This is a genomic window from Shewanella sp. LZH-2, assembly GCF_016859145.1.
In the GTDB taxonomy this organism is placed as follows: Bacteria; Pseudomonadota; Gammaproteobacteria; order Enterobacterales; family Shewanellaceae; genus Shewanella; species Shewanella xiamenensis.
The window spans coordinates 1,604,338-1,618,004 of the sequence record NZ_CP069350.1; the positions used below are offsets into that span (position 1 = coordinate 1,604,338).

Below are 13,667 nucleotides of genomic sequence, written 5' to 3' on the forward strand. Positions count from 1 at the left end.
ACTCATTTAAAGCCATTTATTTAACTTAACGTTAGTTTGTTCGCCACCTGAACACATAGCTATGGGACTGTTTTATGGCGTTCAGGTCTAAGGCACGGCGACTTGAGTCAAAATATGGTTAATCACTTGGTCGCGGCTGACCCCTTCGGCCTGCGCTTGATAGCTCAGCAGCAGTCTGTGCCTTAATACATTGGGCGCAACAGCTTGAATATCCTCGGGAGAGACAAAATCGCGCTCGTGTAACCAGGCTCTGGCGCGGGCGCAGCGTTCAAGCGAAATCGTCGCACGAGGACTCACACCGTACTCTAACCATTTGGCCAGTTCGTCGCTGTAACGCGCGGGTTGGCGGGTTGCCATAATAATTTCGACTATGTATTTCTCTAGCGGTTCGGCCAGATAAATTTCCATAGCTTCGTCACGGGCGGCAAAAATATCCGCCTGAGCAATCGGCTCAGTGGTTGGCAACTCGTGGGTGAGTGCTTCCTTACGGGATTGACGCAAGATTTCGATCTCGGTGTCGCCACTTGGGTAATCCAAATTCAGGTGCATTAAAAAACGGTCGAGCTGAGCTTCGGGCAGCGGATAAGTGCCTTCGTTTTCCAAGGGGTTTTGCGTTGCCATCACTAAAAATAACGGTGGCAATTGATAACTATTTTTTCCCACGGTCACTTGACCTTCCGCCATGGCCTCTAATAACGCCGACTGCACTTTAGCGGGGGCGCGGTTGATTTCATCGGCGAGGATCAGGTTATGGAAAATTGGACCAGCTTCAAATTCAAAGGTACCGGTTTGGGAGCGATAGATATCCGTTCCTGTTAAGTCGGCAGGCAGCAAGTCAGGGGTAAATTGGATCCGGTGAAAATCGCCTTCAACTCCGTCGCAAAGGGCTTTAACCGCGCGGGTTTTGGCAAGTCCTGGTGGACCTTCTACTAATAAATGGCCATTGGCGATGAGGGCAATGAGCAGATTTTCGGTCAGTACTGGCTGCCCTAAAACAACCTTATTTAGGTAAGTGCGTAATGCATGGAAGCGACTCAAAGGCATGATGCTACTCGTTTTTAGGTTGAAAATATCAATTGAAAATACGTGTGTGGGCTTAAGACAACGAATATGGTAAAGAATTCCCTAAGGGTTTGGCTAGTGTTAAAAAAACAAACAGGTGTTTAAAACTTGCTGACAAGAAGTTAGAATCAGATCACACTTTAATGGTCAGACCTGTTATTAGGCTTTTTTGGTGCCAAACAGCAGGGCAAACATGGAAATCGATAGCGCCGCCTGAAATCTCTCAGCGATAGCGCACATAAAGAGGGTGACAAATGAGTGATAGACAACAGGTAACTAATGCAAAGGGTGAGCGTATCGCTATTGTGGCGGGCTTAAGAACGCCATTTGCGAAACAGGCGACCGCATTCCACGGAGTATCGGCGCTCGATATGGGTAAAATGGTGGTTAACGAACTGCTTGTTCGTAGCGAACTGGATCCTAAATTGATTGAGCAACTCGTGTATGGTCAGGTGGTACAAATGCCTGCGGCACCGAATATTGCCCGTGAAATCGTATTAGGAACGGGTATGGATGTGTCTACCGATGCCTATAGCGTGACCCGTGCCTGTGCGACCAGTTTTCAATCTGCGGTGAATGTGGCTGAGTCAATCATGACCGGCAATATCGACATCGGGATTGCCGGCGGTGCCGACTCTTCTTCTGTATTACCTATTGGTGTGTCTAAAAAGCTCGCCCATGCCTTAGTTGATCTAAATAAAGCCCGCAGTTTTGGCCAAAAACTACAGATTTTCCGCCGTTTAGGCATTAAAGATTTATTGCCGGTGCCGCCTGCCGTTGCCGAGTACTCTACTGGATTGTCTATGGGGCAAACCGCAGAACAAATGGCCAAGACTTACAATATTAGCCGCGCCGATCAAGATGCGCTGGCGCACCGCTCCCACACGCTGGCGAGTGAAACTTGGGCTTCAGGCCATTTACGTGACGAAGTGATGGTGGCCCATGTTCCACCCTACAAACAGTTTATTGAGCGCGATAATAATATTCGTGAAAACTCTGATTTAGCCTCTTACGCCAAACTGCGTCCCGCTTTCGATAAAAAGCATGGCAGTGTGACTGCAGCGAACAGTACGCCGCTGACCGATGGCGCCTCGGCGATCATTTTGATGAGCGAAGGTCGTGCTAAAGCCTTAGGTTATCAACCTATTGGTTACATTAAGAGCTACGCATTTACCGCGATTGATGTCTGGCAAGATATGCTAATGGGCCCATCTTATGCGACGCCATTGGCATTAAAGCGCGCTGGCATGGAATTAGAGGATTTAACCCTCATCGAAATGCATGAAGCTTTTGCAGCGCAAACCCTAGCGAATATGCAGATGTTTGCCTCCAAAAAATTTGCCGAAGAAAAACTTGGCCGCAACCGCGCCATTGGCGACATCGATATGAGCAAATTTAACGTGCTCGGTGGTTCTTTAGCCTATGGCCATCCATTTGCGGCTACAGGTACGCGTTTAATCACTCAGGTTTGTCGTGAACTTAAACGTCGTGGCGGCGGAACGGGTCTGGCAACTGCCTGTGCTGCGGGTGGTCTTGGTGCTGCAATGATTGTGGAAGTGGAGTAATGGCGATGGAAAAGACATTTAATTTAACCCGCCGTGAAGACGGTATCGCCATTCTAACGATGGACGTACCCGGCGAAACCATGAATACCCTCAAGGCAGAGTTTGGCCCTGAGATCAGTGAGATCCTGTCTGAGATTAAACGCGATTCGAGTATCCGTGGCCTAGTGCTGATTTCGGGCAAAAAAGATTCATTTGTTGCCGGTGCCGATATCTCTATGCTTGATGCTTGCCAAACGGCGGGCGATGCTAAAGCCTTATCCCTGCAAGGGCATGTGGTGTTTAACGAGTTAGAAGCCTTAAATATCCCTGTGGTTGCAGCTATTCATGGCGCCTGTTTAGGAGGCGGTTTAGAGCTCGCGCTCGCATGCCATCAACGTGTGTGCAGTGATGATGGCAAGACCATGCTGGGCGTACCCGAAGTGCAACTCGGTTTATTACCCGGTGGTGGTGGTACTCAGCGTTTGCCTCGTTTAGTGGGCATTACCACTGCGCTGGATATGATGTTGACAGGTAAACAAATTCGTCCAAAACAAGCGTTAAAGATGGGTTTAGTTAACGATGTGGTGCCACAGACTATTTTACTGCAAACCGCAGTGGAGATGGCGCTTGCGGGTAAAAAAACAGCTAAGCCAGTTAAAAAATCACTAGTAAACCAATTGCTTGAAGGTACTGGCTTTGGTCGCAACATTATTTTTGATCAAGCCGCTAAGCAAGTCGCTAAGAAAACCCAAGGGAACTACCCCGCGCCTGCAAAAATTATTGATTGCGTGCGTCAAGGTATGGCGAAGGGAATGCAAAAAGGGCTTGAGGTAGAAGCCAGCCATTTTGCTGAACTGGTGGTGTCGAAAGAATCTGAAGCGCTGCGCAGTATTTTCTTTGCAACCACAGAGATGAAGAAAGAAACCGGCGCCGAAGGGGCAACACCACGTAAAGTCAAAAAAGCCGTGATCTTAGGTGGCGGTTTGATGGGCGGTGGTATTGCTTCGGTCACCACGACTAAGGCTAAAATCCCTGCGCGGGTAAAAGACATTAACGAAAAGGGCTTAAGCAACGCGCTTTCCTACGCCTATAAGTTATTGGATAAAGGCGTTAAACGTCGTCATATGACGCCAGCTGCACGCGACAATTTAATGGCGCTGATGACAACGACAACAGAATATAAAGGCGTTAAGGATGCCGATATTGTTGTTGAAGCGGTATTTGAGGATTTAGCGCTCAAACATCAAATGGTTAAAGATATTGAGCGTGAATGCGGTGAGCACACGATTTTTGCGTCTAACACCTCATCATTACCCATTGGCCAAATTGCACAAGCGGCAAGCCGTCCTGAAAATGTGATTGGCTTACATTACTTCTCACCAGTAGAAAAAATGCCGCTGGTGGAAGTGATTGCCCACGCCAAAACCTCCCCAGAAACCATTGCCACCACGGTCGCTTTTGCCCGCAAACAGGGTAAAACGCCAATCGTAGTACAAGATGGCGCGGGGTTTTATGTTAACCGCATCCTCGCGCTTTATATGAACGAAGCCGCACAATTGCTGCTAGAAGGGCAAAGTGTTGAACATCTCGATAAAGCGTTAGTGAAGTTTGGTTTCCCCGTTGGCCCTATTACTTTGCTTGATGAAGTCGGTATTGATGTGGGCGCTAAAATCGCTCCCATTCTTGAAAAAGAGCTTGGCGAGCGCTTTAAAGCCCCAACTGCTTTCGACAAGCTGTTAAATGACGATAGAAAGGGCCGTAAAAATGGCAAAGGTTTCTATCAGTATGGCGCTGCTAGCAAGAAAAAAGCCGTCGATGAAAGTGTGTATGGTGTATTAGGCATCAAGCCTGGTGTCGATAAAGAAATGAGCGCGGTAGCGGAACGCTGTGTAGTGCAAATGCTCAATGAAGCTGTGCGCTGCTTAGATGAAGGCATTATTGCCTCACCGCGCGATGGTGATATTGGCGCCATCTTTGGTATTGGTTTCCCACCATTCTTAGGTGGCCCATTCCATTATATCGATACTTTAGGCGCGGATAACTTAGTCAAAATACTTGAACGTTATCAAACGCAATATGGCGATCGATTTGAGCCTTGCCCACGCCTTAAGGCGATGGCGGCAGAAAAAGCTCGCTTCTTCTAATACTTAGATGTTTTGGTTAAAAAAGCGGCAATGCTATGCCGCTTTTTTATTGCCTCAAGGCTACGTTTTGCCTAAAAAACGTTCACATTTATTGGGGGGATCTTGTATTATGGCCACCTATTACGGCAGTTGTGCTGTTATACCGTATGTGCATATCTGATGTTGATTAATGCTTATAAGTAGCCTCGCTCGGGGTCTATTTGTATAGCGAATTGCTATTTTTGGTTTTCAATATCAGGACTTAGTCGATAAAGAGGTTGCTGTGGGATTGATGTTTTATATAGTTGCTGCCTTGTCGGTGAGTTGTTCGTGGTGTTTTGGGATTGCGGCTTTTAGAGCTGGGTTATCGGTAAGCTATTGGGCTGTAATGGGATTTATACTGGGTCCTTTAGCGTTTCCACTCTTTTCCTCCCATAAGCGTATAGCACTAAGAAGAGTGTCTCAGAGTTCTGACGGAAGTCTAACCGCTTAATATAGATATGATTTGTCATAAATGTGGCCAATAAAAAAGGAGCATCAAGCTCCTTTTTTATTGGCCTAGGCCGTGCGCTAGCAGAGTTGCTCTAGACTATCTAAACGTAAGGTTTCCACATTTAGATGGAATTAATTCCACCAACCCTTTGCTGGGATCACTTCAAGGTGGTTTAAGCCTTCTGGTAATTTTACTTTTTTACGAACAGGCTTTGCGAAACCAAGTGCTTTTTTGATTGAATTTAACATAGACACTCTCCTTCACATGATTAATATTATGCGATTTGCTCAAGAGATTTGAATTTCACATATGGAGAACCAGCGACTTCGAGAGGTTTGAATTTCACATATGGAGAACCAGCGACTTCAAGAGGTTTGAATTTCACATATGGAGAACCAGCGACTTCAAGAGATTTGAATTTCACATATGGAGAACCAGCGACTTCAAGAGGTTTGAATTTCACATATGGAGAACCAGCGACTTCAAGAGGTTTGAATTTCACATATGGAGAACCAGCGACTTCAAGAGATTTGAATTTCACATATGGAGAGCCAGCGACTTCAAGAGGTTTGAATTTCACATATGGAGAACCAGCGACTTCAAGAGGTTTGAATTTCACATATGGAGAACCAGCGACTTCAAGAGATTTGAATTTCACATATGGAGAACCTGTGACTTCTTGATTAACTTCTTTAGTCGCTTCAGATGATACAACTGTTTGAGAGAGGCTTTTCTCTACAGTTACAGTTGTTTCAATGGCTGCGGCAGTTGTTACAAAGCCGATTGTAGATAGTAAAGCTGCTGCGGTAAGAATTCCTTTCATCGTTTTATCTCTCAGGGTAGTTGATAATATTTTATTTTTTGACACTGGACATCTATTTGCAGATGTTGTGCCAATGTTTCAAACTACTGACAGAGAGATAATTAGATGATCAAATAATGTTGTGGTGGGGCATGAATTTACTCCGGTCATCTTGCAGCAATTGAGTAAACTCGGTCTCATTAATCGCTTTGCTAAAGATATAACCTTGTATTTCTTCACAGTTTAGGGCGCGCAGGATATTTAGCTGTGCTGCTTGTTCAACACCTTCTCCAACCACGGATAGTCCCATATTATGAGCAATGGTGATAATAGAATCGACCATCTTCAAATCACGATCTGACTTATCAATATCATCGACAAAGGCTTTATCGATTTTTAGCGTATGGATAGGGAATCGTTTTAAGTAAGAAAGTGACGAATAACCCGTACCAAAGTCGTCTAATGCTAGATTGACACCCATTTTCGTCAATTGCTGCATAACGATAATGGCCATTTCCGGTTGTTTAATCACCGTCCCTTCGGTGATTTCGAGTTCAAGATGTGCAGCTGGCAATTGTGTTAATCGTAAAATAGATTCAATTCGTTGTTGCAGATCGGGCAGTGCAAACTGACGTGACGATAAATTGACGGCGACTCTCCCTTTAAACAGACCCAGTTCACGCCATTTTTGGGCGGCAAAACAGGCTTTTCTGAGTACAATTTCGCCAATTTCAATAATGAGGCCATTTTCTTCTGCAAGAGGAATAAAATCATTCGGTGGAATAAGTCCTAAGATTGGATGATTTAATCTCACTAAGGCTTCCATTCCGGTAACATGACCATGCTTTAGATCAACTTTAGGCTGGTAATACACCTCAAATAAATCATCTTTTAAACCTTCCCTGATAAGATTTTCAATTTCTAATTGCTTAATCGCATGTTGGTTAAGAGATTCTGAGTAGAATTGGTAACAATTACCGCCAGCCGATTTGGCATGGTACATGGCAATATCCGCCTTTCTCAGTAATGCTTGTTCACTCTGTTCATCCTCTGGATAAAGTACAATCCCGATACTTGCACCCAAAACAAGTTGCTCATTGCCTATTTCATATACAGCTTTAAAAGCTTCAATAATTCGTCCCGCAATTGCCGCGCAGGCACTTATATCAGAGGTTTTATCGAGCACAATGGCAAATTCATCTCCACCTAAACGATAGATGCTCGTGTTTTTCGGTACGGAGGATTTTATTCTGACAGATACCAGTTTAAGTAATTGATCGCCAATTTGATGACCTAATGAGTCATTAATACGCTTAAAATTATCTAAATCGAGTACCATTAATGCATGATTAATTTCTTTATTGACTAAGTTCCCTAATGTGACTTGTAAGTTTGAACGGTTTGGCAGGCCAGTCAGTAAATCATTGTTGGTGAGTTTTCGAAGCTCTTCTTCCTGCTGTTTACGTCTTGATATGTCGGAGAAAACACCTACATAGTGTGATAGTTCACCCGACTCATCGTAAATCGCGTCTATGGTGAGCTCCATATGGAAATGGCTTTTATCACCACGACTAGCTTCGACTTCACTCGCCCATCGACCTTGCTGCTTCAGCATACTGCGGATCTGATTTGAGAAGGACTCTGGATATAACTCAAAGGTAAGCAAGTTACCAATAAAATCAGTTCGATTTCGCTGTGAAATTCTACAACATGCTTCGTTGACCTCGACAAAACGATACTCGCTGTCGAGAATAAACATGCCTTCTGAAATATTTTCGATGGCTTTTTCGAATAGTTTTAATTGTTCTTCTTTTTGTTTAAATTGACTGATATTTTTAATAGTGCCAGTCATTCGAAGGGCATTATCTTTATCATCTCTTTCTACAATTTTGGCCCTATCTAAAATCCAGATCCAGCTATCATCTTTGCCCTTAACTCTATATGCCGCTTCAAAGTGATCTGTCTCACCATAGAAATGTTTATTAAGTGCTTCTCTGACGCGCTCCTGATCCATGGGATGAATGTTGCTTTCTTCATCATTATTACCTGAACGGTGGCCATCCCTTGGGAACTCTAATGCACCCCAAATATTCGAGCGGAAAATATTACCCGTTTCTATATCCCAGTCCCACATTTCATCGCCACTTCCCCAGAGAGAAAGCTTTAGGCGTTCTTCACTCAGCGCAATTTGACGTTGAACCTCACGTTTACGTAAGATTGATTTTGTAACTCCAAGGAGTATGAAAATTACAATAGCTAAATAAAGTGATTTTGCTAAACTCGATAACCACCAAGGTGGTGTAACTATAACTCTTAAAACCTTTACGGGACCATTTTTTTGTGTCAACGAATCAACTGCATACACTTTAAAAAAATACTCGCCTGGAGATAAGTTAGTATAGGTTGCTGAATTTATTTTATTTGATGCGATCCATTCGTTGGATAGACCATCCATTTTGTAATAATAAGATGTAGATGATGGCTCTGATGTTGGTGAGTTAAACGTAAGTGTGAATGGGTAATCTGAGTATTTCAGCTTTATACTTTCTGATTTACTTATTGAACCGGTAAAATACTCTCCGTCACCCACTATTATAGAGTTAAAAACACGCAATCCAGAGATGAGCGTCTCAGGTGGAGAGGATTTTTTTATATGTTCAATAATTATATCTTTAGATATTAAACTTAATCCATCAATACCGCCGAAGAAAATGTTTTCATTATCAACAACACCACTTCTGGTATTATATTCATATTGACTGCCATTGTTAGTTGAAAGAATATAGCTATTATCTCCTTCAATTAAAACTATTTGACCAAGGGATGATGCAAAAATATTACCATCTAAGGTTAATATCGAGTAAATTTCTTTATTGTCAGAGAATATTTTTTCTACTTTTTTACTATCGGGGTCATACTCCATTATTGATGTTGCAGTTCCAAATATAATTTTGTTTTTAAATTTTGAAATGCTGTAGGTTAGTTCTTCTGATAACTTATTAAAAATACCATCGACGTAATGATATAAACCATTCTGGCTTGCTAAATAAATGTTAGAATCTGATATGTAAAGTGTCTCGAATATGGGATCGCTTTTATTTGTTGTAATTGTTTTATTGATAAGATTGTTTTTTATGATGATAGCCTTGCCTGAAGTGGTTCCGGCGATAATATCTTGTTCTTTATTAATCACATCAATGGTTGTTATTTGCTCGTTTTCTAGTATGTTAGTTATACTTCCATCTTTATTTAAAAAAATTATTCCAGTTTCACTTCCAATATAAATTCCATTTTTGGTCATTACTGCATTTTTATAACCAATAATACCTGTTTGGTAAGTTTTTATTAAGTTAAGTCTATTGTCATAACATCGAAGAATACTATCGTTGGACGAAACTAGTATGTTGCCATCAAAGGTCTTGCTAATATGCCAAACATTATCTTTTATTAAATTTGTGCTTAGTATGAGGTTCTTTGACTTCCTTACTAATTCAAATCCTTGATTATTCATTCCTATTGCTAGATAATTTTTTGTTGCAAGTAAGTATGTTTTATAGCTTTTACCTTTCCCCTCACTTAGAGTGCCGATCAGGTGCGGCTCGTTATTAAGTGAGTATATTTTGTTTTCTTCTATTCCAAAAAAATCACTTTCACTTTGACTTAAAAATGTATATTTATCATTTGAAATCTTTGTTATTCCACTATCATTGTGGCTATAAAATCCATCATTTGTTGATACGTAAAGAGTATTGTTGTACTTTTCTATATCGAGTACATTGTCAATGATCTTGACTATGCTTCCATTATTTATTTCGTATAGATTACCACTATAACTTTTTATGAATATTTTTTTTCCTATATTTAAACTTTTCTTTACTTCAAAATATTCATTTTGGATGAATTCATAACTTATTTTTTGATTGTTTAAGTTAAGGCTAAGTATACCCTTATTCGTTCCTACTAAAATTTCTTTAGTCAAGTCATTGTTGGATAAACTCCATATTTCACCATTCAAATATTCATTTTTTATATTGATGCTTTTAAGTGATTCATCATATTTATCGTATATAACAAGTCCCTTGTCTGTACCGATAAGTAGCTCACCATCTTCAGTGATTAATAGGCTTCTAATGAAAGAGCTGGGTAATCCAGAAGCGCCTTCGTCAGCATAATAATGTTTAAACTCTTTCCCATCGAATCTGTTGAGTCCATTAAGTGTACCAATCCAAATGTATCCTTCATTATCCGTAACAATGGAGGTAACGGTGCTTTGGGAAAGTCCTTCTGGTACACCAAAAGATTGTGATTGGAGAATTATTGGAGATTTATTTGAAAAGGGCGACGCGTTTACGTCTTCGAATGCATAGATGCCAAAAAAAGCGAGCAAGACGATTTTTAAGAGTATTTTTGGCATAGTGTTGTTCTTAGTATTGTCCGAGGATGCCATGAAACAATTGTGTTACATCACTTTTCCAGAAATAGAAGCTTTTGTCAAAAGTGATAATGTAAAAATTCCTTTAAATTGCAGACAGATGGCGTTAGATAGTGTGCAGCATTTGATCTGAGGGATGGATTGACCATGTTTTACATTAATTTTTACTACAAAGACCAGAGATACTACTGCACAAATGCATGAATGCAGCGGTTTTGTTTGTTTACAGTAAATGCTGGATTAATGATCTAACAGCTTTTTTTAGGTTAAAAATTGAACTTTTCAGCATTTTGTTTGAACAGTTTTAGATCGGTAATCATATTGTCAGATTTGAGGGCTGATTGAGATACATGCTCAGAACCGGTACTAAAAAGCACTAAGCGATCACTATGCTTTGTGCGCATTTTTTGCATCATAAACTTGATTAAATCGGGGCGGGTGAGCTTGCTGATTTCAGCCACAACAAGTTCCCGTTGATTGAACTGATAATCTCGATTACCGACACTCACCCAATAACGTTGGCCACGAGTTTTAAGATTGGCATCATGTTCCATTACCTGGTTGATGAGTCCTTGTTTGGTGCTTTCCCATTCTTCATTCGTTATTTGCATAACAGCATAGTTAAAGTCCGAGATAAACTCGTCGATTGCTTCCAGTAAATGCAGTGGACCTGTTGTGGGTGATTGAATATAGAAAATGAGCCCAGGATGGCGATTCAGCGGAAGGTAACCTGTGCCAACCATGTAGCCTAATTGTTTTTCAGTGCGCAGTTCATGGAAGAAGGTTGAGGACATCGCGTGATTGAGTAAGCTAAACAGTGCCATTTTTTCTGGCGTTGCCCTTGCTGATTGATAATAGACGATAATGGCGCTGTCTTGATGATCTATCGCCAGTTCTCTTAAAAGGGTGCCTTGTCCGGTTAAATTAATTAATTCACGGGTGGATTCTGCGCTAGGGCTAGAGACCAGAGACAAGATATGCTCCAGACGTTTGCCGAGTGCCTGCGCCTCTGAGACTAACCAATCGCCGTAAATTAATCCTTCTAGATAAATTTTTTCGTAAAATGCCCTTACATGGTTATGTAGATCATTTAAGGTTATATTTTCAAGTGCTTGGGCCATTCTGGCTGGTTCGTAACTGCGCTTCTGTAATGTTGCTGTCAGGCTGGTAAACAGTTGTGAAATCGGCTTAGCTTGAGCCAAATTTTGCCAACTACGTAACAGCTGAGACTTGATTAAGGCAAATCGTTCTTCGGTAAAATTACGTTCTCTTGCTTTATGGATAAGCAAAGCTAACAGTGTCTCTTGATTACCGGTAAAACCGGATAAATGTAGCGTTATGCCCCCTTGGTGTGGATAGATGTTGTAGCTTAATCCTGCGACTTCAGCTTGATAAGTAGGCTCGGTTAGATAATCCAGTAACATCTCGACATACAAGCGGGTGAGAGCGGCATGTTTGGGGGTTTTACTTGCTTGCTCAGAGTCGAGTGATAAATACATATGCCCTTTAGGGACATTAAATTCATCATCTTTTTTATGCCAAATACGATATCCCGTGGATTCCGCAACGATAACAGGGGCTGCGACTTCGCTTTTATCGGGACGAGCAATAGAATCAGCCACAATGAAGGGATTCGCTGTGGGTAACTGGAGTTCTGGACGAATCTGAGTGACTTGCCAACGGGCGAGGGACTCAGGCTTTATCGGCAAAATTTGGTATGGCGTGTGATACCAGTTAGCTTTACGGTCGTTCTTAACGGACTGTGCAATAAGTTGCAACCGCATGTTTTGCGGTGTCATTAGTGCCAATAACTCGAGTGTTTCGGGCACGTCTAAACCATCCATACGATAATCACCAAAGAGCAAATCTTCCACTTCATAGTGGTGCATATTGATGCTTAAGTGGCTGGCCAAATCGAGGGATTTAACGTGTTCTTGATAGCGAAATGCCATTTTTAGCAGATTTGCTCGCTCCAAATAGCGCCAGTCTTCAAGGCCTTGAGTTTTGATTAACTCAATATACTCAAAACAGCTGCAAACAATGTCTTCAATATTGCTCATGCCTTTATCTGTGAGCTGCAGGCCAATGCAATAGTCCTTGAAGTTATAGCCATTGACACCGCCACCTGCCGATAAATTATTCACTAAACCTTGTTCTTTAAGATACGACAACAGGCTGCCTTTACTCTCATTACCGAGAATATGGCTAATGTAGGTGAGTGGTTTACGTTTGTAGTAGTGGTCGATGCCTGGGAAATTAAAGCTGATACTTAAACGTTTTTGTTCCTTTAATGGGACAATATTGATTTGCTTAAGCAGTTCATTTTGTGAAAACAGCGGAACATCAGGATACTGTTTGACTAAGTTTAAGTTACGGATCTCGCTGAAATATTGTATTGCAAGTGCTTGCAACGCATCTAACGACACAGGTGCAACTAAACACAGTGTCATTAAATTAGCACTGTAGTGAGTTTGATAAAACGCCAATAACTCGCTTCTAACCTGTGCCTGCGTTCCTCCTAAAGTAACTAAGTTTCCCACGGAGAACTTTGAGAATGGATGCTGTTGATTGACGGTTTCTTTTAGCACTTGATAGCTGCGGCGGATATCATCTTTCAGCTTTAAACTAAATTCAGATTCAATGGCTTGGCGTTCTCTATCCACCAATTCCAAGTCAAATTTCGGCGCGATAAAGAATTGGCTAAATCTGTCTAAGGAGTCGGCGAAAACATCAGCATTGATGGTAAAAAAGAAATTGGTATGCTCGGTGCCTGTCCACGCATTGTTACTGCCGCCGTGCTGATTGATAAATGAGTGGTATTCGCCTGAGTCGGGGAATTTTTCAGTGCCTAAAAAGAGCATATGCTCTAAAAAATGCGCCATACCGGGTCTATCTACAGGATCATCAAAATGTCCCACTGCGACCGCCATGGAGGCGGCGGCTTGGCTAGCGTCCAAATCTTCCACCAATAATACCCGCAGCGCATTATCTAACACGAGATAACGGTACTGGCGATGATCGTTTGGACTTTTGTAAATAGACTGAGAGGCTTGCAAAGAGACACTCCGATGACGATGGCTTGTTATATATTGATAGTCTTAATGGTTTTTGGCAAATATCTCTTGTGCTTATCGACTAAAGATTAACTCTTGCAAGGTTTGTCGAAATCCATTTTAGGGCTACAATTGGGATAAAACAAAAACAAGTATGG

The 13,667-nt window shown here is 41.8% G+C and carries 6 protein-coding genes; 2 read left to right on the forward strand and 4 right to left on the reverse strand.

Annotated features, from left to right (window positions below):
* Positions 1 to 87 precede the first annotated feature (87 nt).
* A complete protein-coding gene (locus JM642_RS07300) occupies positions 88 to 1,044 on the reverse strand; it encodes a MoxR family ATPase (protein ID WP_140906728.1) in 957 nt (318 codons plus the stop codon).
* A 272-nt stretch (positions 1,045 to 1,316) separates the two neighbouring features.
* On the opposite strand from JM642_RS07300, the gene fadI reads away from it, so the two are divergent.
* Together fadI and fadJ are read left to right on the forward strand one after the other, a co-directional pair.
* Positions 1,317 to 2,627 (forward strand): acetyl-CoA C-acyltransferase FadI, encoded by a 1,311-nt coding sequence (gene fadI / locus JM642_RS07305; protein WP_144375784.1) that lies wholly within the window; start codon positions 1,317 to 1,319, stop codon positions 2,625 to 2,627.
* Between the two features lie 5 nt (positions 2,628 to 2,632).
* Positions 2,633 to 4,750 carry a fatty acid oxidation complex subunit alpha FadJ gene (gene fadJ, locus JM642_RS07310; protein ID WP_203433308.1) on the forward strand — a complete coding sequence of 706 codons (2,118 nt, stop codon included), beginning with the start codon at positions 2,633 to 2,635 and terminating at the stop codon, positions 4,748 to 4,750.
* 746 nt (positions 4,751 to 5,496) lie between these two features.
* On the opposite strand, the gene JM642_RS07315 is transcribed toward fadJ, so the two are convergent.
* From JM642_RS07315 to JM642_RS07325, 3 genes are all read right to left on the reverse strand, one after another.
* The gene (locus JM642_RS07315) at positions 5,497 to 6,045 is read right to left on the reverse strand and encodes a hypothetical protein (protein WP_203433756.1); all 549 of its coding nucleotides are present in this window, start codon (positions 6,043 to 6,045) and stop codon (positions 5,497 to 5,499) included.
* 109 nt (positions 6,046 to 6,154) lie between these two features.
* Positions 6,155 to 10,438, reverse strand: a complete 4,284-nt coding sequence (locus JM642_RS07320) for an EAL domain-containing protein (protein ID WP_239000496.1) — start codon at positions 10,436 to 10,438, stop codon at positions 6,155 to 6,157.
* Positions 10,439 to 10,722: 284 nt separating this feature from the next.
* Complete coding sequence (locus tag JM642_RS07325) at positions 10,723 to 13,512, reverse strand: insulinase family protein (RefSeq protein ID WP_203433310.1); 2,790 nt, start codon at positions 13,510 to 13,512, stop codon at positions 10,723 to 10,725.
* Positions 13,513 to 13,667: the final 155 nt, after the last annotated feature.

Coding starts and splice junctions, on each gene's coding strand:
- JM642_RS07320 (WP_239000496.1), bottom strand. CDS start 10,438: ATGCCAAAAATACTCTTAAAAATCGTCTTGCTCGCTTTTTTTGGCATC.
- fadJ (WP_203433308.1), top strand. CDS start 2,633: ATGGAAAAGACATTTAATTTAACCCGCCGTGAAGACGGTATCGCCATT.
- fadI (WP_144375784.1), top strand. CDS start 1,317: ATGAGTGATAGACAACAGGTAACTAATGCAAAGGGTGAGCGTATCGCT.
- JM642_RS07315 (WP_203433756.1), bottom strand. CDS start 6,045: ATGAAAGGAATTCTTACCGCAGCAGCTTTACTATCTACAATCGGCTTT.
- JM642_RS07300 (WP_140906728.1), bottom strand. CDS start 1,044: ATGCCTTTGAGTCGCTTCCATGCATTACGCACTTACCTAAATAAGGTT.